This window comes from Chryseobacterium sp. CP-77, assembly GCF_036362765.1.
Classification (GTDB): Bacteria; Bacteroidota; Bacteroidia; order Flavobacteriales; family Weeksellaceae; genus Chryseobacterium; species Chryseobacterium cupriresistens.
Window position 1 is genome coordinate 4,337,311 of record NZ_CP143637.1, and the last position, 24,755, is coordinate 4,362,065.

26 protein-coding genes and 13 tRNA genes are annotated in these 24,755 nt (G+C 37.0%); 33 read left to right on the forward strand and 6 right to left on the reverse strand.

Annotation, left to right across the window (positions count from 1 at the left end; all coding sequences use genetic code 11):
* Nucleotides 1-177 precede the first annotated feature (177 nt).
* A complete protein-coding gene (locus V0410_RS19405; RefSeq protein WP_330745289.1) occupies nucleotides 178-816 on the forward strand; it encodes a hypothetical protein in 639 nt (212 codons plus the stop codon).
* A 165-nt stretch (nucleotides 817-981) separates the two neighbouring features.
* Nucleotides 982-2,031: an MBL fold metallo-hydrolase gene (locus V0410_RS19410; RefSeq protein WP_330745291.1), complete on the forward strand. Its 1,050-nt coding sequence runs from the start codon at nucleotides 982-984 to the stop codon at nucleotides 2,029-2,031.
* Nucleotides 2,032-2,123: 92 nt separating this feature from the next.
* Here V0410_RS19410 and V0410_RS19415 read toward each other — a convergent pair whose 3' ends face one another.
* Nucleotides 2,124-2,963: a DUF4822 domain-containing protein gene (locus V0410_RS19415; RefSeq protein ID WP_330745292.1), complete on the reverse strand. Its 840-nt coding sequence runs from the start codon at nucleotides 2,961-2,963 to the stop codon at nucleotides 2,124-2,126.
* A 259-nt stretch (nucleotides 2,964-3,222) separates the two neighbouring features.
* Here V0410_RS19415 and V0410_RS19420 point away from each other — a divergent pair, with 259 nt between their 5' ends.
* From V0410_RS19420 to V0410_RS19430, 3 genes are all read left to right on the forward strand, one after another.
* On the forward strand, nucleotides 3,223-3,936 hold the full coding sequence (locus tag V0410_RS19420; protein WP_330745293.1) for a DUF434 domain-containing protein: 714 nt from the start codon (nucleotides 3,223-3,225) through the stop codon (nucleotides 3,934-3,936).
* A gap of 2 nt (nucleotides 3,937-3,938) precedes the next feature.
* On the forward strand, nucleotides 3,939-4,589 hold the full coding sequence (locus V0410_RS19425) for a hypothetical protein (protein WP_330745295.1): 651 nt from the start codon (nucleotides 3,939-3,941) through the stop codon (nucleotides 4,587-4,589).
* Between the two features lie 232 nt (nucleotides 4,590-4,821).
* On the forward strand, nucleotides 4,822-5,607 hold the full coding sequence (locus tag V0410_RS19430) for a TatD family hydrolase (RefSeq protein ID WP_330745296.1): 786 nt from the start codon (nucleotides 4,822-4,824) through the stop codon (nucleotides 5,605-5,607).
* Between the two features lie 51 nt (nucleotides 5,608-5,658).
* On the opposite strand, the gene deoD is transcribed toward V0410_RS19430, so the two are convergent.
* On the reverse strand, nucleotides 5,659-6,369 hold the full coding sequence (deoD, locus tag V0410_RS19435) for a purine-nucleoside phosphorylase (RefSeq protein ID WP_034693505.1): 711 nt from the start codon (nucleotides 6,367-6,369) through the stop codon (nucleotides 5,659-5,661).
* Between the two features lie 263 nt (nucleotides 6,370-6,632).
* On the opposite strand from deoD, the gene V0410_RS19440 reads away from it, so the two are divergent.
* From V0410_RS19440 to V0410_RS19575, 28 genes are all read left to right on the forward strand, one after another.
* Nucleotides 6,633-7,025, forward strand: coding sequence for a VOC family protein (locus tag V0410_RS19440; RefSeq protein WP_330745297.1), 393 nt, complete (start codon nucleotides 6,633-6,635; stop codon nucleotides 7,023-7,025).
* Nucleotides 7,026-7,284: 259 nt separating this feature from the next.
* Nucleotides 7,285-7,941, forward strand: coding sequence for a hypothetical protein (locus V0410_RS19445; RefSeq protein WP_330745298.1), 657 nt, complete (start codon nucleotides 7,285-7,287; stop codon nucleotides 7,939-7,941).
* Nucleotides 7,928-8,509: a DUF4919 domain-containing protein gene (locus V0410_RS19450; RefSeq protein WP_330745299.1), complete on the forward strand. Its 582-nt coding sequence runs from the start codon at nucleotides 7,928-7,930 to the stop codon at nucleotides 8,507-8,509. The genes V0410_RS19445 and V0410_RS19450 overlap by 14 nt, the downstream gene beginning before the upstream one ends.
* A 12-nt stretch (nucleotides 8,510-8,521) precedes the next feature.
* The gene (locus V0410_RS19455) at nucleotides 8,522-9,655 is read left to right on the forward strand and encodes an AAA family ATPase (protein ID WP_330745300.1); all 1,134 of its coding nucleotides are present in this window, start codon (nucleotides 8,522-8,524) and stop codon (nucleotides 9,653-9,655) included.
* A complete protein-coding gene (locus V0410_RS19460; protein ID WP_330745301.1) occupies nucleotides 9,628-10,368 on the forward strand; it encodes a hypothetical protein in 741 nt (246 codons plus the stop codon). Before V0410_RS19455 ends, V0410_RS19460 begins: the two co-directional genes overlap by 28 nt.
* Nucleotides 10,359-12,737 (forward strand): hypothetical protein, encoded by a 2,379-nt coding sequence (locus V0410_RS19465; protein WP_330745302.1) that lies wholly within the window; start codon nucleotides 10,359-10,361, stop codon nucleotides 12,735-12,737. The genes V0410_RS19460 and V0410_RS19465 overlap by 10 nt, the downstream gene beginning before the upstream one ends.
* Entirely contained in the window at nucleotides 12,727-14,424 is a 1,698-nt protein-coding gene (locus V0410_RS19470) for an APC family permease (protein ID WP_330745303.1), read from the forward strand. The genes V0410_RS19465 and V0410_RS19470 overlap by 11 nt, the downstream gene beginning before the upstream one ends.
* On the forward strand, nucleotides 14,417-15,439 hold the full coding sequence (locus tag V0410_RS19475) for a hypothetical protein (protein WP_330745304.1): 1,023 nt from the start codon (nucleotides 14,417-14,419) through the stop codon (nucleotides 15,437-15,439). The genes V0410_RS19470 and V0410_RS19475 overlap by 8 nt, the downstream gene beginning before the upstream one ends.
* A gap of 486 nt (nucleotides 15,440-15,925) precedes the next feature.
* A complete protein-coding gene (locus V0410_RS19480) occupies nucleotides 15,926-16,054 on the forward strand; it encodes a penicillin-binding protein (protein ID WP_120233400.1) in 129 nt (42 codons plus the stop codon).
* A 575-nt stretch (nucleotides 16,055-16,629) separates the two neighbouring features.
* Nucleotides 16,630-16,697: transfer RNA gene (locus V0410_RS19485), tRNA-His, on the forward strand.
* 8 nt (nucleotides 16,698-16,705) lie between these two features.
* A tRNA-Arg gene (locus V0410_RS19490) sits at nucleotides 16,706-16,779 on the forward strand.
* 68 nt (nucleotides 16,780-16,847) lie between these two features.
* A tRNA-Lys gene (locus V0410_RS19495) sits at nucleotides 16,848-16,921 on the forward strand.
* 7 nt (nucleotides 16,922-16,928) lie between these two features.
* Nucleotides 16,929-17,002 (forward strand) — tRNA-Arg (locus V0410_RS19500).
* A 67-nt stretch (nucleotides 17,003-17,069) separates the two neighbouring features.
* Nucleotides 17,070-17,141 (forward strand) — tRNA-Pro (locus tag V0410_RS19505).
* A 6-nt stretch (nucleotides 17,142-17,147) separates the two neighbouring features.
* A tRNA-Glu gene (locus V0410_RS19510) sits at nucleotides 17,148-17,219 on the forward strand.
* Nucleotides 17,220-17,224: 5 nt separating this feature from the next.
* Nucleotides 17,225-17,298, forward strand: a tRNA-Ile gene (locus tag V0410_RS19515).
* A gap of 4 nt (nucleotides 17,299-17,302) precedes the next feature.
* Nucleotides 17,303-17,374: transfer RNA gene (locus tag V0410_RS19520), tRNA-Asn, on the forward strand.
* A gap of 215 nt (nucleotides 17,375-17,589) precedes the next feature.
* Nucleotides 17,590-17,671: transfer RNA gene (locus V0410_RS19525), tRNA-Cys, on the forward strand.
* A 207-nt stretch (nucleotides 17,672-17,878) separates the two neighbouring features.
* Nucleotides 17,879-17,965, forward strand: a tRNA-Tyr gene (locus V0410_RS19530).
* A 76-nt stretch (nucleotides 17,966-18,041) separates the two neighbouring features.
* Nucleotides 18,042-18,113: transfer RNA gene (locus tag V0410_RS19535), tRNA-Glu, on the forward strand.
* 342 nt (nucleotides 18,114-18,455) lie between these two features.
* Nucleotides 18,456-18,528, forward strand: a tRNA-Leu gene (locus V0410_RS19540).
* Nucleotides 18,529-18,614: 86 nt separating this feature from the next.
* Nucleotides 18,615-18,685: transfer RNA gene (locus V0410_RS19545), tRNA-Gln, on the forward strand.
* A 203-nt stretch (nucleotides 18,686-18,888) separates the two neighbouring features.
* Nucleotides 18,889-19,374 carry a ribonuclease H-like YkuK family protein gene (locus V0410_RS19550; protein ID WP_110009655.1) on the forward strand — a complete coding sequence of 162 codons (486 nt, stop codon included), beginning with the start codon at nucleotides 18,889-18,891 and terminating at the stop codon, nucleotides 19,372-19,374.
* Between the two features lie 59 nt (nucleotides 19,375-19,433).
* Nucleotides 19,434-19,805 (forward strand): cyclic-phosphate processing receiver domain-containing protein, encoded by a 372-nt coding sequence (locus V0410_RS19555; RefSeq protein WP_330745305.1) that lies wholly within the window; start codon nucleotides 19,434-19,436, stop codon nucleotides 19,803-19,805.
* Nucleotides 19,805-20,368, forward strand: a complete 564-nt coding sequence (locus V0410_RS19560; protein ID WP_330745307.1) for a DinB family protein — start codon at nucleotides 19,805-19,807, stop codon at nucleotides 20,366-20,368. Before V0410_RS19555 ends, V0410_RS19560 begins: the two co-directional genes overlap by 1 nt.
* A 5-nt stretch (nucleotides 20,369-20,373) precedes the next feature.
* On the forward strand, nucleotides 20,374-21,390 hold the full coding sequence (locus tag V0410_RS19565) for an RNA ligase, Rnl2 family (protein ID WP_330745308.1): 1,017 nt from the start codon (nucleotides 20,374-20,376) through the stop codon (nucleotides 21,388-21,390).
* Nucleotides 21,391-21,419: 29 nt separating this feature from the next.
* Complete coding sequence (locus V0410_RS19570) at nucleotides 21,420-21,644, forward strand: hypothetical protein (RefSeq protein ID WP_330745309.1); 225 nt, start codon at nucleotides 21,420-21,422, stop codon at nucleotides 21,642-21,644.
* Between the two features lie 112 nt (nucleotides 21,645-21,756).
* A complete protein-coding gene (locus V0410_RS19575; protein ID WP_202843595.1) occupies nucleotides 21,757-22,308 on the forward strand; it encodes a 3'-5' exonuclease in 552 nt (183 codons plus the stop codon).
* 64 nt (nucleotides 22,309-22,372) lie between these two features.
* Here the strand turns inward: V0410_RS19575 and V0410_RS19580 are convergent, their stop codons facing one another.
* The 4 genes from V0410_RS19580 to V0410_RS19595 are packed head-to-tail and all read right to left on the reverse strand — an operon-like array spanning nucleotide 22,373 to nucleotide 24,471.
* On the reverse strand, nucleotides 22,373-23,257 hold the full coding sequence (locus V0410_RS19580; RefSeq protein ID WP_330745310.1) for an alpha/beta fold hydrolase: 885 nt from the start codon (nucleotides 23,255-23,257) through the stop codon (nucleotides 22,373-22,375).
* A complete protein-coding gene (locus V0410_RS19585; RefSeq protein ID WP_330745311.1) occupies nucleotides 23,258-23,695 on the reverse strand; it encodes a DUF1330 domain-containing protein in 438 nt (145 codons plus the stop codon).
* Nucleotides 23,696-23,699: 4 nt separating this feature from the next.
* Nucleotides 23,700-24,038 carry a GIY-YIG nuclease family protein gene (locus V0410_RS19590; protein WP_330745312.1) on the reverse strand — a complete coding sequence of 113 codons (339 nt, stop codon included), beginning with the start codon at nucleotides 24,036-24,038 and terminating at the stop codon, nucleotides 23,700-23,702.
* A 7-nt stretch (nucleotides 24,039-24,045) separates the two neighbouring features.
* On the reverse strand, nucleotides 24,046-24,471 hold the full coding sequence (locus tag V0410_RS19595; protein WP_330745313.1) for a MarR family winged helix-turn-helix transcriptional regulator: 426 nt from the start codon (nucleotides 24,469-24,471) through the stop codon (nucleotides 24,046-24,048).
* Nucleotides 24,472-24,755: the final 284 nt, after the last annotated feature.

Below are 24,755 nucleotides of genomic sequence, written 5' to 3' on the forward strand. Positions count from 1 at the left end.
GGAATTTCATGGATTTAACAATAACTGCCAGAAATTATCAGAGTAGCAGTAACCTCCTGCCTCCCTCTTCCAGCTTCCATCTTTACTTGAGGGTATTTACTTTTTTCGTATCTTGAGGGTATGCAAGAGGACACAAGAAAAGATTTTTTGCCATTAACATCTGAAACATGGTGGTTGATGACCTGGATAACCAGAACTTTTGGGGTACTTTTATTGTTGGTGGCATTCCTGCTGGCATTGGGATTGCCCGTTGTGATGAGTGATAAACCGGTCATATTTATTGTTGTCGCAATACTATACTATCCGGCTCTTGCTTTTGGTTTATACCGTTTTTTTCTTTACCAGCGGAGAATCAGAAAAAGAGTAGTCCGAAAGATACAGGTTGATGATCAGGGAATTCATTACGAAAGAGCCGATGGAACGATAGATCAAATTCTTTATCATGATCTGGAAAAATATAACCTTTCCGATGTATATGATGTAAGTATCAGACCACGAAACAAAATGTATATATTAAATGTAAAGTACAATGGTTCGGCAGCAGACGTAGATTTTGACGGAACTGATGCCGGTTACAGCTATTATATCGGAAATTTAAAAGCTTTACGAAGAAGATATATCCAGGGAATTGTACATTTTCGGCCGGATTTGCGCATAGATCCTTTGGTATATGACGTCTATTATATCAACCCCAGTGATTTTACTTTCGATAAAAAAAAGTATTGGACAGAATTTATGCAGACTTTTGCTGTAATGATAATAGGTTGCGTAGTATTAGGAATCTTTGTGCTTGGACTGGTTAAATTGATTTTTTAAGAATAGTTTTCATTAAATCATAAAGAATTAAAATTTCAACATCCTCTTCATTTTATTTTCACAGCTCAGAATCTTATGCTTATATTTATTTTATAGTAAAATTTCACACCCCAATAAGATAAAGAGTATACCTTTAGAAACCGGGCTGGATTTAAAATAAAATAAATGAAAAGTTTAAAAAAGCAGTTGGGACAGTTTCCCGATGAAAAAAGAAAAGAATATTTCAGTACACTGCCCAATTATCTTAACGGCCGGTTTCAGAATATATTGACAACCCCGGCATTGTTAGAAGGAGAAAGTATGACGAAATTACTCCTTCAAAGCCTGTGCAAAATAGAAAACACATCACCCAAAACAGCGCTCCCTTTTGTAGAGACTGATCTTAAAAATCTTCAACCGGATGAAAATGTGTTGATATGGTTTGGACATAGTTCCTATTTCATGCAAGTTGATAGAAAGACATTCTTAATAGATCCTGTTTTCAGTGGAAATGCTTCTCCCATGCCGGGTTCAATAAAAGCTTTTCAGGGATCCGATTATTACAAACCGGAACATATGCCTGAGATTGACTTCCTTCTTATTTCGCATGATCATTGGGATCATCTGGATTATAAAACCGTTCAGCAATTAAAGGATAAAGTAGGAAAAGTCATTTGCGGACTGGGAACCGGACAGCATTTTGAATATTGGGGCTGGACATTTGATACAATCATTGAAAAGAACTGGTGGGAAAGTATAGATATTGCAGAAGGCTTCAGAATCACGCTTACTCCGGCAAGACACTTTTCAGGAAGATTACTGAACCGTAATATCTCGCTCTGGACCTCCTTCGTTTTAAAAACACCTTCCAAAAATCTGTTTTTAGGCGGTGACAGCGGTTATGGGAATCATTTTACAGAAATCGGAGAGAAATTCGGGCCATTTGATCTGGCAGTAATGGAAAATGGGCAGTATAACGAAAAGTGGCCTTATATTCATACATTGCCGGACCAGCTGATGAAAGAAATAAAAGAATTAAAAGCCCAAAACTTTATCCCGGTACACAATTCCAAATTCAAGCTTGCACAGCATACCTGGTACGAACCTTTAGAGCTGGCTTCAAAACATGCTGAAGAAAACAATATCCCGGTTACCCTTCCGATGATCGGGGAAAAAGTAAATCTGGATCAGCTGGGAAAAGTAAACTGGAAAAAATGGTGGGAAGAATACAGATAATGAATTACAAATGGTATCATTCCTTTAATAAAAACATATAAAAACCTGCCCGTTACTGAGCAGGTTCTTCCTTATTATAAAAAAAATAATCATTACAAAGGCTCCTTATGGTTGACCTTTGTATGGATAATATCATAAAATACAGCTGGGTTAGTCGCATCTGGGGTAATTCTGTAAGTAAATGTTGTTTCGTTCAGAAGCAGAATATCCACAACACGCGTAAAAGTTGGAGTCGTAAGCGTTCTCTTTTTTCCGTCTGGAGAAATAGACCATGTTCCTTCAGATCGCAGTACATCATTTAAACCGAAAATTTTAAAAGTTCCGTTAGCTTTGAAGTAAGAATATCCTACATATCCGGCTACACTGGCATCAGTAAGAGCAATATTATTTCCACTTTTATCCCTGGCACCTGTAGTTTCCCATGGAGTAGAAGCTAAAGTAAGCTGCCCGTTCGTTGGCTCAGCGTGAGAAGTTTTCGTATGGATAATGTCATAATAAACAGACGGATCACTGGAATTAGGACGGATTCTGTAGGTGAATTCATTTCTGTTCAACACAAGAATTTCAACATCACGGGTGAAAATAGTCGTTCCATCCGGGTTTAATGCAGCAATAGTTCTTGTTTTACCCTGAGCATCTACAGACCATGTTCCCATAGATCTCAATACATCTGTAAGGCTGTAGATCGCAAACTTTCCGTCTGTCTTGAAATAAGCAAACCCTACATATCCGGCTACACTGGCATCAGTAAGGGCAACATTATTTCCGTTTTTATCTTTAGCTCCGGTAGTTTCCCATGGCGTAGAAGACAGTACTTGTGAGGGAGTCTGCTGTTCAATAATGATTTCATTATCATCACTTGAGCATGAAACGAAAGACGCTGATAACAGCACCGCTGCAGACAAATAACATAATTTTTTCAGTGTATTCATAAAGGTATTTTTTAAGTCTTTGCAAACTTATTCCTAATAAATATCACGGCGTTGTATAAAATATCTCTTTTGTTGTAGAAAATATAACAGATCCCAATTCAGAATGAGAAAAATGATATCATTGACAAATTTAACAATCAAAGGTGTGAAATTCCCATCCTTTGGAGGGGTGTCAAAAATTCAAAGAATTTTTGACGGGGTGGTTTAAAACAACACTACAAAAACCTATTTTCTTACTATAAAAACTTTATTTTTGAACATGAATAACAGAAACCGTGGAAAAAATACCGGCGATGATACTTTATTCGGTTCAGAAAAACAGATCTCCAAACTGAGACTAGCTGTTGAAGACATGCAGTACCTGCTGAGCAGAGATTACCCGGAAAAAGCGGCTTCGGATCTCGTTGGTAACAGGTACCGTCTGAAATCCCGACAGATACAAGCTTTGAGAGGAATGTCGGCATCGGATGTACAGCTTCACAACAGACAGTTGAAGCATGTTGATATTTCGGATTTAAAAGAGAAAACAATATATCTTGATGGTTTCAATGTTATTATTTTATTGGAAAGTCTGCTTTCTGAAGCTTATGTTTTTGAAGGACTGGATGGCTGTATCCGTGACCTTTCAGGCGTGCATGGAACTTATAAAAGAGTTAATCAAACCTTAAGAGCTATTGAGTTGATTGCTTCTTTTTACAGGAAAAATCATATTCAGAAGCTTGTATGGATTTTTGATCAGCCGGTTTCCAACAGTGGAAGAATCAAACAGCTTGTTCTTGAATATGCCGGGCAGAATCAACTCAACTGGGAAGCTGATCTTCAGTTTAATCCTGATAAATTTCTGGCGGAAAGTTCAGCCATCGTTATTTCCTCAGATGCCTGGATTCTCGATCACTGCAAAGAATGGTTCAATCTGATTGGTTATCTGATCAGTGAAGAAAATCTTTCTGTTAATCTTATCACAACGAAGTAAGTATGAATATGTTTGAACCTTATATTCCACTGTTTTCAGAAGAATGGAAAAGTAAATACAAAGCTCTTTTAGCAGAAGAACACCTGGAAACTCTGGAGGAAAATATTCATAGATTTAAGCAAAATACTTTAGAATGGCAGCTGCCTTATTTTAATGAAGAAATAATCACTGACAGGCAGGAAAGCTTTGGAAAATTTATTGCTATTCTTGAAAGTAATGGTTCAGATGAGGTAAAAGCCGCATCGATGGAAGCTATTCCTTTTGAACATTGGCTGAATATTTTAGGACAAAGATTAACCTCTGCAAGCATCCGCAATGAAAATGGGATTCCACCGTTGAAAAACATGCTGATTAATGCCTGTCTGGAACCTTTCAATAATGAAATTACCATTGCACAAAGAGCCTGGGAAAAACACATTGGAAGAATGGATGACGGTTTCTGGGGCGAAATAAAAGGAAATAACCAACAGAAGCAGGAAAAAGTAATGGCAAAAATCCATGAAATTCTTGACAATAAAACCTGGTGGAATGTTTTCTTCCATTACAAACATGAGCTGGTCTATGAAGTCAGGGAAAAAGAAGGTCATGGAATCCGCTGGAGCCACGGCGGAACAAAGCTGATCGGCTTTCTTGAAAAATTTATCAACGAATAGAGTATCCACAAACATCTGCACCATCTGTGAAATCCGTGGAAAATAAAAACTCCTGCAGATAAGCAGATTTTTTAATCATAAAGTATTTTGTCTTTTTAGTTTTCTTCTTTTTAACTGCGTAAAAACATCGCGTACCATACTTCTAGTTTTGCAGATATAAAACAGAAGCTGCGAATCAATCAGTTTCCATTTTATATTTAGAAATTAACATCAAATAAAAAGTAAAAAATATATGAACACTTATATTGATATTGGCATTAATCTGACCAATAAACAGTTCTATAAAGAACACGAAGAAATTATCAACCGAGCATTAGATCATGGTGTTGAACATATGATTCTCACCGGAACCAGCATACGTGGAAGCAGAGAGTCTGCGGAAATCGCAGAAGAATATCCCGAAATTTTATTTTCAACAGCCGGAATTCATCCTCATGATGCCCAATCTTTTAATGGGCAAAGTATTGATGAGCTCAGAAAACTATTGAAGCAGGATCATGTGGTTTCAGTAGGAGAGTGCGGACTGGATTTTGACCGTGATTTTTCTCCCAGACCTATTCAGGAAAAATGTTATCGGGCACAACTTGAGCTCGCCATAGAAGTTAATAAACCCCTTTTTCTTCATGAAAGATCCGCATTTAAAAGATTTAATGACATTACAGATGACTATCTTTCAAAGTTACCTGAAGCCGTAGTACACTGTTTTACCGGAACCTTGAACGAGGCAAAAACTTATCTTGATAAAGGATTTTATTTAGGATTTACCGGAGCCATAAGTGATGACAAAAGATTTAAACATCTGGAAGATGTCATAAAATATGTACCTCTCGATAGAATGATGATTGAAACGGATGCGCCATTTATGCTTCCGAAGAATATGCCGAGAATACAGAACAGACGGAATGAACCTTCATTCTTACCTTATGTAGCACAAACCATTGCCCATCTGAAGAAGATCAGCATTTCTGAAGTGGCAGATGAGACTACAGAAACAGCAAGAAATTTTTTCAGACTATAAAAAAGAGCTCTACTGATCAGGTAAAGCTCTTTTCTTATAGTATATTGATTCTTATAAACTCTTTATCGCAGATTCCAAAGCCAGTTCCATCATAGGATTCAAAGCTGTTTCTCTTTCGTCAGCAGAGATTTTTTCGTGAGTCGGGATAATATCCGTTACGGTAAGAATTGTTGCTGCATTTTTTCCTAAATGCTGAGCATTGGCAAATAAACCGAAAGCTTCCATTTCTACTGCAGGACAGTTGTATTTGGTAGCAATTTCCGGAGTGTTAGGATCTTTTCTGTAGAAAATATCACTACTGTGGATATTGATAGCTTTAGCATTTAATGATAGATCTTTTGCCGTTTCATTAATGGTGTTAAAGATATTCCCCTGGTGAGAAAGGATTTCGTCTTCAATTCCCCATGCATATTTGGCGTACGTACTTTCGCTGGCAGCTTTGTCAATATTTAAAATATCAAAAAGTTGAAGATCTGTATTGTAAGCACCACAAGTTCCGATTCTGATGATCGTATCTACTTCATATTCTGTAAACAACTCAAAAGAATAAATTCCGATACTTGGGAAACCCATTCCACTAGCTCCTACCGTGATTTCTTTACCCTTATAAAGTCCTGTATAATAAAAAATACCTCTGGTTTTGCTTACCAGTTTAGCATTTTCTAAATAATTTTCAGCAATATACTGTGCACGAAGCGGATCCCCCGGCTGCAATACTACTTTAGCAATTTCTCCTTTTTTTGCACTGATGTGAATACTCATAATACTTTTTTTGAATGCGACAAAGATAATAACTTTTAGTTTGTTTCTGTAATTACGAAAATGGAAACAATGAAACGACGTCTTATTAATAAAATGTATAAGATGTTATTAATAAATGCTTTAAATAATATTTTTAATAAAGACCTTCGTATAATCCAAAACCTAACCTGGTAAATACAGGACAATAAAAGAATAATGTGGAGCGGGTATCGTTAAAGGTAGGCGGTTATTTTTGCATCAGTTAAACCGTAAAAATCGAAACTATGACAATTGAACATATCGCCATCTGGGTGAAAGATCTTGAAAAATCCAGAGCATTTTATCAGAAATATTTCGGAGCCGTCTCCAATGAAAAATACCATAATCCTGTTAAAAATTTTCAATCCTATTTTTTAAGTTTTGAGAGCGGCTGTCGCCTTGAAATTATGACCAGACCGGATATCAGAGAAACTGAAAACTCTTATGAATCCCAGCAGTATGGAATTATTCATCTCGCATTTTCTGTAGACAATAAACAAAAAGTAGACGAACTTACAGAAATACTGAGAAAAGATGGATATAAAGTGGCTGGAGAACCGCGTACCACCGGGGACGGCTATTATGAAAGCGTCATCCTTGATCCAGAAAATAATATCATTGAAATTGTATCACAGTAAGTCATTGCGAGGCGCTTTAGCGACAAATTGATCTTAATAGTAATGAATACGTAATTTCAAACCTTATAGGTTTAGATGGTAAGATTTACCTTGCTGAAAATCTTTGATTTTCTTGCACCTTAAAAACAGCATAATGCTTATAACCTTTTGCGCCTTTGCGCTTTCCAACCTTATAATTACTTCAAAGAATTCATATTTAACAAGAATCTTCCCCACAAAAATTTTATTCTCAACGAAATAATTTTATTTTTGTTAGATCATGGAAACCAAGTCACCGTTTTTAGACACGATCTTTTTGCTTCGTAAGGAAGAATGTATCACTCTTTTTTCAAGCTTACAGCAAATCTCCCCTCAGGAAGAGGCGGATGCAGGAGATTATTTTGAAACAGAATTCGAAAAAGAAAGACTTGAATTTTTATCAGACCGGTTAATCTGTAACAAACAGACAGCCGTATGGGCCGCCAAGATTCTCTATCACAGCGCACAGCTTTATCTCATCAGAGAAAATACCGAAAAGGATATTGAAAATCTTATTCCCGGATTCAAAGGAACACGGGATATTCCTTCCATCTTATCCGCAGATATGTCACTCAGATTTTTGCCACAGGTAATGGCTGCTTTACATACTGTGGATCCCGAAGATGCTTTAATCCCTATGCTGGAAAATATCCTGACACAGTTTCACTATTCCGGAATAGGATATGATCTTGATCTGAAAAACGTAAATTGGCCTGAAGAACTGAAAGATAATACCTACAGAAAACTATATCTGGAAAGAATTGTTGAAAAAAAAGATGATAAACTGGCAGAAATTCCGTTTATCAATAAACAACTGATTGCCGAATTTGGAATGCACAAAGACGCATTCTGGCGAGAACTAAAAACTATAACCGAAGACAATAATGAAAACGTATGAGAAAGTATTTGAATTTTTAGCGGATCCCACCAAAGAAACGTTCCTGAAATGCCGTAAGCTGGTAATCAATGATCCTGAATATGATCCCTATTCGGAAGATATTGAAAACATGCAGGATTTACTCAATGAAGGAAAGTTTGAAGAGGTTATACAATATGTAAACGTCAATATTTTGCTGAGTCCGAGAGCTCATATTTATAAATATTTTGCATACAAAGAACTGGACGAAGATAAAGGACGAAGTATTGAAATGACAATAGCACAGCTCATTTTTGAATGCCTTGAAAAAACAGGGGACGGAACCAAAGCTTCCCCCTATATTATTACAAGAATTTCCGACGAAAGGGATCTGATCAGGCATCATTTCAATAAACAGGATGTTTCACAAAGTCTGGTCAGGGATGGAAATAAGATCATGGATGTACTTACTCTTGATGACGGATCTCAATTGTACTTTGATATCAAAGATCCTTATCAGAGAATGGCCTTTTCATTCAGCAAAAGAAACGAACAGGCAGAAAGCAAAGAAGAACAGAAACCCCAAAAGAAAAAATGGTGGAAATTTTAATTTTTTAAGTCAATGAACCAGAATATAAATCAGCTTAATACAGTTCTAAACTACGTAAAAGAAACTTTTGTAGGCAAAAATGATGTCGTAGATCTGTTGGGGATCTGCCTTTTGGCAAGAGAAAATGCCTTTTTATACGGTCCTCCGGGTACTGCAAAATCAGCCATTGTCAGAACCCTGGCCAAAACCGTGAAAGACGGAAAAAACTTTGAATATTTATTAACCCGTTTTACAGAACCCAACGAGATTTTCGGGCCTTTTGATATCAGAAAACTGAAAGAAGGGGAACTTCTTACCAATACGGAAGGAATGATGCCTGAGGCTTCCATGGTTTTTCTGGATGAAATCTTCAATGCCAATTCTGCTATTCTGAACTCCCTTTTGATGGCGCTCAATGAGAAGATTTTTAAAAGAGGAAAAGAAACAAAGCATTTACCTGCACTGATATTTGTGGGAGCAAGTAACGTCCTTCCGGAAGATGAAGCACTGAATGCATTATTTGACCGTTTTCTGGTAAGAATCAATGTAGACTATGTGAATCCTGAACTCTTACAGCAAGTACTTTTGGCAGGGAGAAAGCTGGAAAATGAAGAAGAAACGGAAATTCCGGAAATTCATGCTGATGAGATCAGACAACTTCAGAAGCTGTGCAGAACAATAGATCTGAAACCCATCTATGAAGTCTACCTGAATACTATTATGAACCTTAGAAATACAGGCATTGCCATTTCCGACCGTAGAGCGGTGAAGCTTCAGAATCTGATTGCTGCAAGTGCACTGATCTGCGGAAGAAAAGAAGCTGTACTTTCCGATCTATGGGTTTTGAAACATATCTGGGATACAGAAGAACAGATTGAAATTCTGGAGGGAATTATCAACAGAACGATTGAGAAAGATAATCATCCGGATTCTCATCCTCAGGCTATGCAGAACAAAACTCCCAACCCTGAAGAAGTCATGAAAGACGTAAAAATTCTGGTGGAGAAATGGGATGGCGGAATGCTGAGCTTTGAAGAGCAAAATGTGATTAAAGATAAACTGAGATATCTGCAGACCCGTTGCGACTGGATCAGAAATCCGGAACAGAAACAATATATTCAGCAGGAAATTGAAAGCTTATGGCAGAAGATTCTTCAAAGCGTTTAAAAGAATTCCGGGCAGAATTTCCCCGTTCTGATGAAGATTTTCTGGGTTCCATCAGAGACTGGAAAAATATTCTGATTGCCATGGATGGAGATACGGTCTGGCTGAAAGGCTTTACCGATGAACAGGCAGCAGCTCAGGAGCTACAACAATTGCCGGACTTTATTCTGTATGAACTTCGTGATGGGCTTTTATTCAGAAAAGAGGCTTGGGTTCCGAGTAAAAAAATGCGGACAGCTTTGCTCTGGATTCCGATAGACAAAGCATTGCAGCTTAGTTTTCCACCTTCAAACCAAAACTATTTTGGGATTCATGAACAGGTTCGGATACAACTAAAAGAAAGCAATGAAGAACATCCGGTTATCGCTTTGCTGAGCAACATTGCCGATATTAAAGAAAGTATCGCTGCACTACCGAAGTTTAAGCTTGAAAAAATAAAATGGACCGTTATGGGGGATAAAGCCCTGTTTATGGGAACTCCATTATTGAGCTTTCCCGGAAAGACCTACTGGACAAAGGACAGACATTTATTGCCTGCAGGTCTGGATTTTGAATTTAAAAACCTAAGCACACTGTTGCAGCAAAAATATAATCAAGAAGAAGGGTGGCTGCTGTGGGATGGAAATGGGAATTATCTTTCCATAAAAGAAACAGACTTCCGTCCATTATCCGTAAGCTCATTCCGCCTGACAGAAAAATCAAGAGAATGGAATTAAAGGCTTATTTCCAGTCCTATGAAAATTATTTCTGGGAATGGAAAACTGATGAAGATGTTCCCGGTGATTCCGGTTATCATGAAAACAATCTCCTCTCCATTCCCGGAGTAGGAGCCATTGCTTACAGGCCTTATCTAATGGAGATCCTGAAAGAGCTTCAGCCGCAGGGATGGCCTCCGTTCGGGGCATTGCTTATGGTTTTGTATGCGATGCAGGATGGATATACGGACTTTGCAGGCCCGCTAAGACGTACAGCTGAGTTTTATAGCGGTGAAGATTTTGAGTTCAACGCGGAAAAGCAAATTGAATTCCTTGAAAAAATAAAATCACTACCCAAAGTTTATAAGGAGAAACAGAACAGAATTGTATTGCTCCAGACTTTGTTCAGCAATAGTCATAACAGGGTGGCCTCTCTTCATGCGGATATTTATTTAAAGATCTATTATAAACGACCGCAGGAACTAGCGATTAGTGCAGAAAAACAAGACGAAGGTTCAATAGCTTTAAACAAAGATCTGAGCGCTTTGAATCTGAATGAAAAATTTCCTACAGTACAGTCTGTCATTGACGCCATGAAAGGCCTGGTTGATGAGCCGGAACTGGATGATGAGGTAGTACAAGAAGAGACAACAGCAGATACGGATAAAGATTTTATCAAAGAATTGACTGATGAGCCAAAGACCTTTCAGATAGGAAGCCTGATCAAAAGAATATGGAGCGGGCTGAAAATTCCAATGCGCCATCTTTCTCCCGGTGAGCAGCCTATCGGAGGAATTTCTGATATGACCAACAAAGGTGATTTCCACCGGATGCTTCTTTCCGAATTTGCCAACGAAGATGATGTCTTTATGAATCGTGTTGCGAATAACGAGGCATTGTATATGCAAAGAGAAATTCCGCCTGAAGAAAATATTTTTGAAAGAATTATCCTGATTGATACTTCCCTCAGAAACTGGGGCACTCCAAAAGTATTAGCGTATGCCTCGGCAATAGCGGTTATCAAACATCCCAAAGCCCATTCTGAATGTAAAATCTTCGCTTTAGGACAGGCAGCTACTCCGATTGCGCTGAACAAAGTGGAAGAAGTAGCGGAAAACCTTAATCAGGTAAGTGCTGTTCTGGAAGTTTCAGAAGCACTGGAGAAGTTTTTTAATGAAAATCACTCAGAAAAGGATATTGAAGTTTTCTTCATTACCCATCAGGATAACATGGCTGATGAGAAGATTCAGCGGGTTGTACATCAGAACAGGGACCAGCTGAAGTTTTTGGTAACGACAGCCTCAGATGGTGAAATCAATTTTTACAAACATCACAAAGGAGCAAGAAAGCATATCCAGAAAATAAAACTTCCATTGCAGGAACTGTGGGCCAATCCGCCGCAGCAAAAACAATCCGTTCAACATTTTAACGGAAAGAAAACAGATCTTCCGCAAAACTATCCGATCTTGTTCCCGACACCCGTTAATAAAATTGCTAAGTTTCTGTATGATGGAGAGTTTTTCATTCTGAGTTCAAAAAAACAATTGCTGAAGACTTATCTTTCCGATAACTATTATGACAGACATTCCTATGATTATTATAAAACCCATCATGGCTGTGAAGTGTTGTTTGATAAAATTTCCATAAAACCCAAAGGACAGTTTGCTTTGTCAAAAAACAGGCAGCAGCACTTTATTTTATGTCAGTATCAGTCTGATCAGAAACTGATTTCAAAGCTAAATCTTAATACAGGAGAGTATTCCGACCAAAACCTGACAGGAATGAATATTCCGGAATATTTTCAGCTGATCTATTTCGGACGGAATTTTTATCTCCATCATCCTGATAATGTTACCCATTACAAAATTAATATTGATGGAAATATTTCCGTAGAACCTATTACAGGAAAAGAGAAAGAATTTGAAAAAAATAATATAAAAGCCGAAGCCGAAGTCGCCAAGCTTAAAGGAAGCGGATTGAAGATCATCAATAATTTCAATAAAATCGGAATTAATCAGCATGAAAATCTGGTCGTTTCCGGAAATGAATTATACAGTGCTTCTGAAAATACCCTGAACTTTTCTAAGAATAAATATGATATCAGAATCTTTGCAGAGCAGAATAAAAATAAATTTACATTTCCTGATGGAAGCGAAATTATTACCGATTCAAGGGGAATGCTGACTTTCCGGAGCAGTAACAAGAGTATTGAAGAATTCTTCATTCCTTCTACATTGGGAGGATTTCTCTCGTTGGCTACTTATACAGAATTTGGAGGATCAGAATATTATCTTCCGGAACATGCCCTGTTGAAAGTAAGAACAATGGATGATATGTGTGACAGGTTTTTAAAACCGTTTATAGAACAGATTGTGGATTATGGAGCTTAGAATAAAACCTTTCCCGAAAAACAGCTATCCTAAAAAAGGACTTCTGATCAGAGGCTCTTCGCCAGTGGTGTGGCTTCAGGAAATGGAAACGCTGGGGATTCATTTAAATCAGGTACAGTCTTTTGCTGTTCCGGCTGATCATCCCAATGTGCTGTATGGTTGTTTTCTTGTTTTTAAAGATCATGCCCCACAGGAAATAGGCAGAAACGCGTACTTTCAAAGTGTGGACGACAGACTTTTCATTCCGGAAAATACCATCTTTTATCCTAAAATAAACACCGAAGACTGGGCTCAGCTTGATTCCCGGTTTCTGATTATGCACCCTGAATTCGGACTGGTAAAACTGTCTGAAGAAATCGACTGGCTTTCTCTGATTCAACAGCCGGAAACGATCAAAGAAACCATTAGAAAGCCATTGAATGGTGTTTCAATTCCTCAAAAAATAGAAAGCTATACGGTTGAAGTGGATGATGAACAGGTTATGGAAGCATTACAGCCCAAACAAACCGAAGAAGAATGGATGAACAACCTGCCGTTTGACCTTAAAAAAGTAATGGCAGGGAACAAAAAAGAAATAGAAAAATATTTACAGTATATTGAAAAGTATCCCGAACGCGCAGTAGAACTAGGTGTTTCTCTTGATGTTATGGGGACTTCCCGGGGAGATGGTTTTGCTAAATTTACATGGCTGGAAGTATTATTTGGTCGGGGCACCAATGGAAAGAATGAAAGTGCAGGAACAAAAAATTTCCGCAGAGTATTCTGGGCGCTCATTATTGCAGCGATTGTGTTAAGGGTTGCTTTACCCTCTGATAAAAGTAATTCTGTACAGGAAGAAAACACGCCTTCTTCAGGAAAAATAGCTGGCAATGCGGTAAAAGCTCCCTCAGATATGATTGCTTTCCAGTCCGGAACCTCTGAGATTGATCTGAAGATAGATTCAATGTATCATCGGGAGAGAAAAGGATTATCCCAGGAACTTATTCACGCCGGAATCATAGAATCCAAAACAAAAAAAGACAAGGAGAATTATAAAAAAGCTGGCGGCAGAGAGGTCGGCGAAATTGGAAAGGATATTGAAAAGCTTGTCAATAAAGAAAAACAGAGCAGAGATTCTCTTAAAATCATTTACACCAAAAAAATTACAAAACACTTAGAGCAGAAAACAGAAAACCTGAAACGTAAAATTTCAGATTCTTTAAAGCAATACACCAAAGGAAAGCCTGTGAATGGTGATGTTGTAAAATATCTTCTGAAAAAGAGAAAGGCGTTAATGGCTGATTCATTAGGGAAACTTTACGGGACGTTAGATATGATGGATCCGTCTTCGGTGTCCATTGACAAAGCTAAAGTAAAGGCAATAGGTACGGAAGGTACACCATTGGAAAAAAAGGCTCCTGTCTCGGACATCCTGTATATGGTGATTCTGATGATTGCGGGAGTAGGATTGTATTCTTTCCTGTTTAAAAATAAATCTTTGAATGTGGGTGGTGATAATGTCCCTGTCTGGGTGAAGGTTATTTTAATTGCTATCCTTGTAGCCATGCTTGTGTACTTATTTTATCCGCTGGTTAAAATGTTTGGATACAACTGGTTTGTGTGGGTTCTGGTAATTTGTGTGTTGTTGCTCCTTTATCGTCTTTTCAGGGAAGATAAAACCATTTTAAAATCCGATGATGATGAATAGACAGAAATTTATAGACAAATTCATGGCAGCATTCGTGCTGCTGGCGATGTTTAAGGTTGTCGGAATTGTTGCCCAGTTATTCCATGAAAGCTTCTGGAGTGTGATGGGTACATTAGCCATTTTCCTGGTGGTTGCTTTCATCATTCTTCTGGTGATCACTTCTTTAAAAGATAAAGAGCAGAACAACAGAAATTCCGCAGGAAGAAAAGGAAACAGAAGTGGCAGTTTCTATCTGGAAAATTCACTTTTCGACAGAATTCGCAGTAAATATGAAGAGCTTGCCGAAAAATACATTGCCGAAAAAGATTACAAAAAGGCAGCAAGAGTCTATATGAACCTGCTGCAGGATAATTACAGAGGTGCAAAAACACTGGAAAATGGAGGGCTTTATAATGAAGCAGCGGTAGTATATCTTAAAAAACTGAATAATAAATCCGATGCCGCGGTTTGCTATGAAAAGGCAAAACAGCATAAAAAAGCTATTGAACTTTATAAAGAAATGGAGCAGAAAGAAAAAGTGGGGGATCTTTACAAAGAAATAAACGATCTTAAAAATGCCCATTATTATTATCAGATCGTTGCAGATGATTATACAGGAAATAATCAGATGGTGAAAGCTTCTTTGGTATACCGTAAGAAAATGGAAAAGCCGGAGGAAGCGCAGAAAATATTGTTGAAGGGATGGGAAGAGGATAAAGATGCCTTCAACTGTCTGAATAACTATTTTGCCAATATTTTTGATGTTAAAAAGCTGGAATCAGAAATAAAGGATTTGTATGAGAAAACTCCGGATCATAAAAAGATCACTTATCTGGAAGCCATGAAGTATGAATTCAAAAAAGATCCGGAATTGCAGGCTGCAATCAGAAATATAGCCTATGAAATTATCGCGGAAAAAGTAGATACACGCTCAGAAATTGTCAATGAACTGAAATATTTTAATCCCGGTGATGACGTGATTCTAAAGGACATTTCGAGATTCAAAACAGCAAGAAATAAAATGTTTAGAAATTAAATATTTAAAGATTGAATAATTTAAAAATTAAATAAAACGTTTGCTTCATTAAATCAATTCTTAATTGATTCCCCTTAGCTCCCTAAAATAAGAAACTCCTGAAATAAAACTTTGCGTTGAAGATAGCATGGCAATTCTGTTTTGTTGCAAAAGCGCAAAGATTTTCAGCAAGTATATAATAAAAAAGTTATTTATATACAATTTACATTAATCATGCTATCCTCTGTCATTCTGAATGTAACGCAGTGAAATGAAGAATCTAAGCTTTACATGAGATTCTTCCTTCGTCAGAATGACAATGGTGTAAACTTGTAGTAGTCGTCATAAAAAATAAAAAAGTGTTCAATTTTATCACAGATAAAATCCCTGCGCCTTATAGCCGTTTTTTTTGATATTATTTTGCGCCTCTGTGCACTGAAAACTTTCCCGAAATTGTGAATATTATAAAATAATATTAAAAAAGATTTATCTTTGCACCAGAAAATTATGACAATACAAAGAGCACATATCAATGCAGAACTATGCGAAAGTCCTTCTAACAAAGGATTATTCGGATATGATGAGGTGATATGGAATGAGGCGAAATGTGCTGACTTTGGAAATTATTTACTGTAAACCCGTAAAAAATTAATCAAAATACAACAGAAACGCCTCGGAAAACCGAGGCGTTTTTTGTTTTTTAGGTCAGAAATTATTTAGAATGAAAAAAAATAACCATAAACATGAAAAATTTTTAATTAACAATGAAACTTTAATACGATAAAATAGAGTGATAAGCAACCCGGTGAGAGACAGTCATTTAGGTAATTAAGATATCTGCAAAATATTGCGGACAGAAATTCTCTATGCTAAAAATAACACATAACAAATTGATTATCAGTATTTTAATTTGAAAATTTATTTGCGGATTCCAAAAATTCATATTTACTTTGCAACCGAAAATTGAAAGCAACAGGTTTTCAGGATTCAGTTAAAAATAATTTAGAAACAAACAAAAATAAAATGAAACAGTTACACAACATATTCAATCAATATTCAAGACTATTCGGACAGGAACCGACAGGTGTTGCATGTATTCTTGAAAGTGAAATTGTGAATAAAAGGTGCTTATATACGTGGGTCAGCTAATGATCTCTTACGTTTAAATATATGAAGCGCCTCCCGAAAAGAGGCGCTTTTTTTATGGTTTCTTTAGCTTATTTGGTAAAGCGCCGGTCTGTGGAACCGGAGAACAGGGTTCGATCCCCGGAGATACCCAAAGAAGAAAATCTCATGGCTCAATTGGATAGAGCGTTGGTTTACGACACCGAAGGTTGAAGGTTCGAGTCCTTCTGAGATTACAAAGAATGTGAATTTTAAAATTGACAAGCGAATCGAATTGATTATTGACTATTCACGACTTTAAAATAATCTCATAGCTCAATCGGTTAGAGCACCGGTCTTTTAAACCGGGGGTTGAAAGTTCAAATCTTTCTGGGATTACAAAAATGGTTCCGTAGCTCAACTGGACAGAGCATGGGTTTTCTAAACCCAGGGTTAGAGGTTCGAGTCCTCTCGGAATCACAAAAGGTTCATGGAAAATTTCCCATCCGGCTGTCTCCCGGAAAAGAAACAGAAGTGAGCCTCAAAGCTGGAAAGATAACGGTGGTTGTTTACCCGTCTTGGACGCGGGAGGTCGCAAGTTCGAATCTTGCTTTCCAGACAATTGGTTCCATTAGCATAGTGGTAAGTGCATCCGGCTTTCTACCGGACGACAAGGGTTCGATCCCCTTATGGAATACAAATGATTTCGTAGCTCAAGTGGTTAGAGTGTCGGTCTGATACACCGGAGGTTGAAGGTTCGAGTCCTTCCGGAATTACAATGATTTTGTAGCTCAATGGCAGAGCACCGGTCTGTTAAACCGGAAGTTGAAAGTTCGAGTCTTTCCAGAATCGCAGGTAACTAATTGTTAATTGTTTCAGGAGAAAAAGTAAAGTTTGTCGAGAGCAGAAGATCTTACGCCAAACACGAAAAATACAGACAGGCTTTCTTCTCTCCGGATGAATTAAAAGTTAAAGAATATCATTTATAAATTTTTAGGTAAAATAAAGTTTGTCAGGCGCAGAAGTTCTTTATCAAATAAATGAAGACAGACTTTATTTTTTAATCTGATGGTTCGCCGAAGTAGAAGAGTCGGGACGGTCTGCAAAACCGTTGTGTCAACTGAGTGGGTTTGAATCCCATAGCCATCTCAAAGTAAAAACTATAGGAAATATAAGAATCTTTTATCAATGATCTTTTATCGTCTATAGCAAAGAATATCCTTTATTAATAAAAGAAAAAGGCTGTCGAGCGCAGAAGATCTTTAACCAAACATTCAATATAAAGACAGACCTTTTCTTTTTAACAGGAAAATGAGGAATTACTTATGAATCATGACTAATTGCTCAAAAAAATCCGGAAGTACGCCGAAGTTGGAGAGTCGGGGCAGACTGTAAATCTGTTGCTTCATTGCTGAGTAGGTTCGAATCCTACTACTTCCACCAACCACAGATAATGTAATGGAAGCATGCAGGAAATGTACTCTTGTTGTCCAGGTTCGATTCCTGGTTTGTGGATAACGCTCTATTCGTCTAACGGTGAGGACGCCTGCCTTTCGAGCAGAAAACAAGGGTTCGATTCCCTTATAGAGTACTGGATGTGAATAACTGGTCAATATTGAATTGATTTAATACCATGAAAGTTCAGATTTTATTGAAAAAATTGGCCAGTTACCATTCACACAAAAAAAAGAAAAGAGAAAAAAGGACTGTCGAGCGCAGAAGATCTTTAGTCAATAAAAACAGACAGCCTTTTACTTTTGTAAACAAAATACATTAGGAAATGAGAAAGGTTTGTCGAGAGCAGAAGATCTTTACAAATACTAGCAGGCATAATTTATAAACAGACAGAGCTTTCTCAAACCTAGCATGACATAAGTAATGAGCAATAAGTAATAACCATAGATTTTCATATTACTCATTACTTAAAAAAACTGCGGGAATGGTGGAATGGCAGACACTCTTGATTTAGGATCAAGCTTTTGGGGGTTCGAGTCCCTCTTCCCGTACAAAAAACATAAATGATAAGAGATTAATGATCAATGATTGCTGAGCACTTCATCAATTATCAATCAACATTTATCAATTATAAAATTGATTCATAGTGTAATGGCAGCACACAAGATTTTGATTCTTGGAGTTTAGGTTCGAGTCCTAATGAATCAACAATTTTACTCTGATGGTGTAATGATAGCATCTCAGTCTCCAAAACTGATGGTATCGGTTTAAGTCCGGTTCGGAGTGCAAAGTGAATAGTCAATAGTGAATTTTGCTTTGCAAATGAATTTAAAAATATTGACAGTGAAAACTAATTGACGATTCACAACTCACAAATTAATTTAAAACAAAATTTAAAACATGTAGAAAAAATGGAAACGCAACAACAAACATGGCAGAATATGAGTGGAAAAATTTTCCAGCACTCTATCACACAGCTGGTAGAAGAAGCCATCATTCGCGAACAGGCCAACGGACACCGTCTGAAAGTATGTGTGGGATCAGACTCTCATGTATACGGAGATGCCATCAGTTATGCTACGGCTGTAGTGTTTATTCGTGAGGGAAAAGGAGCGTTTACCTTTATCAGAAAAGAAAGAGAAATACAGAGTATCAGTATCAAGGAGCGAATGCTGAATGAAGTCAACAAATCCGTTGAAATTGCATATGCGATCTGTTCTGTGCTGGATGCTTATGGTGTGGAAATGGAGGTACACGCAGACATTAATACCGATCCGGATTTTAAATCCAATGTAGCATTAAAAGATGCTATGGGATATATTCTGGGAATGGGATATGTGTTTAAAGCAAAACCTTTTGCTTTCGCCAGTTCCAACTGTGCTGATATGATGGTGTAAGAAAGATGGAAGCAGGATGTGGGGAGCTGGAAGTTTAAAGAGTTTATAAAAATTAAATCATGGAAAAAACAAAAAGATTATTATTTCTGGATGATATAAGATATCCGATCGAGGCTTATCATTATACGAACCAGGATATTTTCCTCAGAAGTGACTGGCACATTGTTCGGAATTACGAACAGTTTGTCAACAGGATCTTGGAAAAAGGACTTCCGGAAATGATATCTTTTGACCATGACCTTGCAGACGAGCACTATTTGAAACAGAATTCTCAGGAATTTGTTGAAAAAACAGGATACGACTGTGCCAAATGGCTTATAGAATATTGCATGGACAATTATCTGGACCTTCCGGAATTCTATTGCCACTCCATGAATCCGGTAGGAAAGGAAAATATCCTAAACCTGCTGCAAAACTTTAAAGAATTGTAATGGAAATTTTTAGATTTATTGAAGATATAAAAAACCATCTGAAACTAACATTTGACGAAGTGGATGGATGGTTTGAAAAAGATAAAAAAACGTTGAATCATCAGCCTTCAAATGGAGGCTGGACGGTTCAGCAGATTTTAGAGCACATTTATCTTACGAATTTTTATCTGATGATCCTTATCGAAAAAGGCTCAAAGAAAGCAATGAAGAATTCTTTGGATCTTGATCTGGAATCTGAAATAAAAAACTACAGTTTCAATAAAGAAAATTTTGACAAAATAGGAGAATATGGTGCTTTTGAATGGATAAGACCAGAACATATGGAGCCGAAAGGAGAATTGAGTTTGAATGAAATCCAAAACTTAATTAACCAGCAAAATCTTCAATGCTTACACTATCTTGAAGTAATGAAAAATGGGGAAGGACTCTTGTATAAAACGACAATGACAGTGAATGACCTGGGGAAAATCAATGTATATGAATATATTTATTTTCTTTCACTCCATGCCCAAAGACACATTACCCAGATGCAGAAAAACGAATCAGAAATGATTAAAAACTAAACAAAATGATTTTTAAAACATATAACGCTATAGAAAATGCTTACCAGGCCCGCGTGATCGAACAGATCAGGATGCAGGGTTTTGGGGATGAGGTTTTCATCGTACAGGAAAAAGTTCACGGCGCTAATTTCTCTTTCTTTACCGACGGAAAGGAAATTAAAATCGCGAAGAGAACTGCTTTCATCGAAAAAGATGAAAAATTTTTCAATGCCCATCAGGTTTTGGAACGCTACAGAAATAATGTAATAGAAGTGTTCCAGAAAGTAAAAACCATTTACCCGGATGTAGAAACTGTAGTGATCTACGGTGAATTGTTCGGTGGAGGTTACCAACATAAAGAAGTAGAACCCGTAAAAGATGCTGTAAAAGTACAGAAAGGTATTGAATATGCACCTTACAACGAATTTTACGCTTTCGATATTAAACTGAATGGAGTTACCTATTTGGATACAGAAATGGTCAATCAGATTTTTGAAGAGACAGGATTTTTCTATGCTAAAATTTTGTTTCAGGGAAGTCTTGAGGAAGCTTTGAAATTCCCTAATGTTTTCAATTCAAAAATTCCGGCTTGGCTTGGGCTACCTGAATTGGAGAACAATAGGTGTGAAGGAACCATCGTAAAAACTTTGAAGACCAAATACTTTGGGAACGGCGCAAGAATCATTCTGAAAAACAAGAATGAAAAATGGGTCGAAAAAGCGAAAATGGTTAAAAAACAAGCGAAAGCTGTTCAGAAACAGGTTCATTTCAGTGAAAAAGCTCAGGAGATCTGGGAGGAAATCCAAAAATATGCTACAGCCAACAGATTGAATAATGTGATAAGCAAAATTGGCGAATTCGAGCCTAAAATGATAGGTAAAGTGATTGGCCTTTTTGCGCAGGATATTTTAGAAGACTTCGATAAAGACTTCCCGGCAGCTTTTATGGCTATTGAAAAAGAAGAGCAGAAAAGGATCAACAAAAAGTTGAATTCTTTAGTCATTGATTTTATAAAAGAAGAGTTGATGACTCTTAAAGTATAGTTTCGGTAATTTTTTACCGAAACTTTTTTATGTATAATAAGATCATAGAACAATGTGACTCGCTCGGGATAACCAATCCTTTTTCAGAAAACTATATGAATGTGATGCATGAATTTAAAAGACATTTCAGACTGCATAAACAAATAGGACTTAAAAGAGCCTTAAGTTATTTGAATATGGATTTTGAAGGCACTCATCACAGCGGAGCAGATGATGCTTATAATACAGCCAGAATTTTAAGTAAGATTCTGTAAATGACAAATAGGCTGGAAGATTGATGCTGGAGGCTGGAAGTAAATGAGACACTATTAAAACTTTGCTCTTCTGCATCCCTCTTCCAATCTTTAACAGTTAAATTTTAAACAAGTGAAAACAACAGAAAATATATTAATAGTAGACCTTGAAGCAACATGTTGGGAAAACCGGCCGCCAAGAGGTCAGGAAAGCGAGATCATCGAAATAGGGGTATGCATTATGAATGCAAAAACGGGTAAAATCTCTAAAAATGAAGGAATTTTAATCAAACCCCAGCATTCAAAAGTAAGTCCGTTCTGTACGGAATTGACTACAATTACCCAAAATATGCTGGATCATGAAGGTATTATGCTGGATGATGCTTTCGATATCCTAAGGGCAGAGTATGATTCGGAGGAACTGACTTGGGCGAGCTACGGAAACTACGATCTGAATATGCTTCAGAATCAGGCAAGAAGATTCTACACAGATTATCCCATGAGTGATGATCACATCAATGTGAAGACATTATTTGGTGAAATTCATCCTACGATCAGGAAAAGTGTAGGAATGAACAGAGCTTTGGGTGAATTGGGTATGACTTTAGAAGGTACCCACCACAGAGGAGTAGACGACGCCAAAAACATTGCAAAGATTCTGCATTGGTGCCTGAAGAATTATTAAATACTGAAATAGAAACAGATATTTAAAAATGAAGACTGTCTCAAAATGATGAGGCAGTCTTTTTTTATTTTGTTAAATCAAATATTCTTTCAATGATGAAGACATAAAGCTCCCTCGGAATAGAATGTCCCATTCCTTCAATAAGAAGCCATTCGGCATTGGGAATAGAATCCGCAATATCTTTTCCGCAATCAGGATGAAAGATCAGATCGTCTGTTCCATGAATGATTAAAGCCGGAGCCGTTATTTTCTTCAGCACTTCAGGATTATACTGAAAGGAACCCATTGCTAAAAGCTGCCGGATAATTCCGTTTTTGGTTCTGGAACGTATAAGTTCCTCTTCAAGCAAAGCTTTTTCCTGATTCGAATCAAAAATATATCCCGCGCCCGATATTTTCTTTGCAAAACGGATCTTTTCTCTTAGATACTCTTCCTTCTGAAGAACAGGATCAGCAGACACCTGTGTCATCATAGCCATCACTTCCGGATCAGGTTTGGGAAGAGAAGGATTCATAGAAGTAGACATGATGATCGTCAATGATAAGACTCTTTCAGGATAATAGGAACCTAAAAGCTGTGCAATAATTCCTCCCATGGAACGTCCTGCAATATGAGCTTTTTCAATATTTAAATGATTAAGAAGACCAATAACATCATTCGCCATATCCATTAAAGAATAAGAAATCCCTTCTTTACTGAGCATTGCAAAAATCTCTTCAATGCTTTTATCAGAAGGTATTTCATTTTTTGCATTAAAAACGGAACTCCCCGAATCTCTGTTATCAAACCGAATAACCCTGAATCCTTTTTCAACCAAAAGATCACAGAATTTGGTATCCCAACGGATCATCTGGCTTCCCAATCCGGAAATTAATACAATGGTATCCGGATTTTTCTCACCAAAGACCTCGTAGCATAATTCCACCTCATTCATTTTGACTGTTTTCATTTAATCCCTTTGTGTATTTAATACTATTTCTTCCAATGGTAAAAGCCTTGAGTCCTCTACTGCAGCCATTCTATGACCCACGATTTTCATATAAGCTTCATTTTTTTCGAAACCGAAAAAATCATTAACACTTTTTTGTTTGATTAAGAGGCACAGATCCCAATATTCACTTTCAGGACCTATCAGAAACTGATCTCCTTTCCCTATAAATATAATCTCCCCGCCGCTTTCCTTTAAATAAGGTTCGGTTTCCCTGATATAGGTAAGATAGGCATCCCAACCGCTTGATTTTTCATTGGGCTTCAGATCCGGATATTCAGAATAATCTGCTTCCTTCTTTAATCTGATGAGATTAAGATTAATAATGGCCCCTTGTATATTTTTAGTAAACAGATGTTTACCTGCCTCAAAAGTAGGAGATAGATATTTTTTTGCCATCACTTTAATATAATTCTGTAGTGAGTCCGGAAATATAAGACTGTTCAGCCTTTTGAATTTCTTTACGATAATTGATAAATTCATTGTTCTGATCCGGAACAACAACGGCAAACTCAAAGGTAAAAGAATCACTTCCCGATTCTGTCCATTCCTTCTGTAACTGAGGAGTTGTAAACATGCCTCCGTTTAGCAGAAATTTCATCTTATTCACCAGCGCTTCCAGATGTAACGAAGCCTGAACATATTGTTTACCATTTAATTTGTTGGTAACAGCAAGAACTCCCATTGTTGTTGTATGGTCTTTTGCCTTTTCTCTTAGCTGTTTCTTTAATGCATTTTTCATCTTTTCATTATTGGATATTTCCTCCCAAATCAAATAAAAGCTCATTGACCATGCGCAGCGATTTATTTTTTTTGGATGTAAGAATTTCTTTAGTAATATTCTCTGCGCTTAGCTTAGCTTCTTCAAATATCTTTTTGCCGTTAGGTGTGATGACCACATAACTTACGCGGGCATCTCTTTCGTTGCTTTCTCTGGATACCAGTCCGATTTTTTCCAATGGATTCAATAACCGGGTGACTCCTGATGCCGTAAGACCTATTTTTTCAGCAAGATCTATTCTCCTCATTCTGCTCTCAGAGGAAGAATAGAGCACATAAAGAATAACAAAGTCATTGAATCCCAGGCCATGAACACTCAGAGAATCAAATTTTCTGGCAATTACAGACTGTAGCTTATTGATGTTTATTAAAAGTAATAATTCTGTGCTTATCATTGAAAAGTATTTGAGTTGTCAAGTATTTTGTTTTGCAAATATATAAAATTTAGGGAATTACAATCCTGTTTTTATTATTTTAAAAAAAATTAACGTATCGGTACGGTAAGATAATTTTGTTGTAAGGCATCATCAATACTAAAAATAAGACACCAAATGTTGTGTAAATATCAGGATATAGAGCTTTTAGCTAATTTTTTTAAGTTTATATCTTTAAACAGGGAATTATTTTTATTGTGCTGAGAGCTTTACCAACTATTGTTTTATTAACTTAATATTTGTTA

Bases quoted from the DNA above. Each gene is read 5' to 3' on its own strand.
- V0410_RS19405 (WP_330745289.1), top strand. From the start codon at position 178: ATGACCTGGATAACCAGAACTTTTGGGGTACTTTTATTGTTGGTGGCA.
- V0410_RS19410 (WP_330745291.1), top strand. From the start codon at position 982: ATGAAAAGTTTAAAAAAGCAGTTGGGACAGTTTCCCGATGAAAAAAGA.
- V0410_RS19415 (WP_330745292.1), bottom strand. From the start codon at position 2,963: ATGAATACACTGAAAAAATTATGTTATTTGTCTGCAGCGGTGCTGTTA.
- V0410_RS19420 (WP_330745293.1), top strand. From the start codon at position 3,223: ATGAATAACAGAAACCGTGGAAAAAATACCGGCGATGATACTTTATTC.
- V0410_RS19425 (WP_330745295.1), top strand. From the start codon at position 3,939: ATGAATATGTTTGAACCTTATATTCCACTGTTTTCAGAAGAATGGAAA.
- V0410_RS19430 (WP_330745296.1), top strand. From the start codon at position 4,822: ATGAACACTTATATTGATATTGGCATTAATCTGACCAATAAACAGTTC.
- deoD (WP_034693505.1), bottom strand. From the start codon at position 6,369: ATGAGTATTCACATCAGTGCAAAAAAAGGAGAAATTGCTAAAGTAGTA.
- V0410_RS19440 (WP_330745297.1), top strand. From the start codon at position 6,633: ATGACAATTGAACATATCGCCATCTGGGTGAAAGATCTTGAAAAATCC.
- V0410_RS19445 (WP_330745298.1), top strand. From the start codon at position 7,285: ATGGAAACCAAGTCACCGTTTTTAGACACGATCTTTTTGCTTCGTAAG.
- V0410_RS19450 (WP_330745299.1), top strand. From the start codon at position 7,928: ATGAAAACGTATGAGAAAGTATTTGAATTTTTAGCGGATCCCACCAAA.
- V0410_RS19455 (WP_330745300.1), top strand. From the start codon at position 8,522: ATGAACCAGAATATAAATCAGCTTAATACAGTTCTAAACTACGTAAAA.
- V0410_RS19460 (WP_330745301.1), top strand. From the start codon at position 9,628: ATGGCAGAAGATTCTTCAAAGCGTTTAAAAGAATTCCGGGCAGAATTT.
- V0410_RS19465 (WP_330745302.1), top strand. From the start codon at position 10,359: ATGGAATTAAAGGCTTATTTCCAGTCCTATGAAAATTATTTCTGGGAA.
- V0410_RS19470 (WP_330745303.1), top strand. From the start codon at position 12,727: ATGGAGCTTAGAATAAAACCTTTCCCGAAAAACAGCTATCCTAAAAAA.
- V0410_RS19475 (WP_330745304.1), top strand. From the start codon at position 14,417: ATGAATAGACAGAAATTTATAGACAAATTCATGGCAGCATTCGTGCTG.
- V0410_RS19480 (WP_120233400.1), top strand. From the start codon at position 15,926: ATGACAATACAAAGAGCACATATCAATGCAGAACTATGCGAAAGTCCT.
- V0410_RS19550 (WP_110009655.1), top strand. From the start codon at position 18,889: ATGGAAACGCAACAACAAACATGGCAGAATATGAGTGGAAAAATTTTC.
- V0410_RS19555 (WP_330745305.1), top strand. From the start codon at position 19,434: ATGGAAAAAACAAAAAGATTATTATTTCTGGATGATATAAGATATCCG.
- V0410_RS19560 (WP_330745307.1), top strand. From the start codon at position 19,805: ATGGAAATTTTTAGATTTATTGAAGATATAAAAAACCATCTGAAACTA.
- V0410_RS19565 (WP_330745308.1), top strand. From the start codon at position 20,374: ATGATTTTTAAAACATATAACGCTATAGAAAATGCTTACCAGGCCCGC.
- V0410_RS19570 (WP_330745309.1), top strand. From the start codon at position 21,420: ATGTATAATAAGATCATAGAACAATGTGACTCGCTCGGGATAACCAAT.
- V0410_RS19580 (WP_330745310.1), bottom strand. From the start codon at position 23,257: ATGAAAACAGTCAAAATGAATGAGGTGGAATTATGCTACGAGGTCTTT.
- V0410_RS19585 (WP_330745311.1), bottom strand. From the start codon at position 23,695: ATGGCAAAAAAATATCTATCTCCTACTTTTGAGGCAGGTAAACATCTG.
- V0410_RS19590 (WP_330745312.1), bottom strand. From the start codon at position 24,038: ATGAAAAATGCATTAAAGAAACAGCTAAGAGAAAAGGCAAAAGACCAT.
- V0410_RS19595 (WP_330745313.1), bottom strand. From the start codon at position 24,471: ATGATAAGCACAGAATTATTACTTTTAATAAACATCAATAAGCTACAG.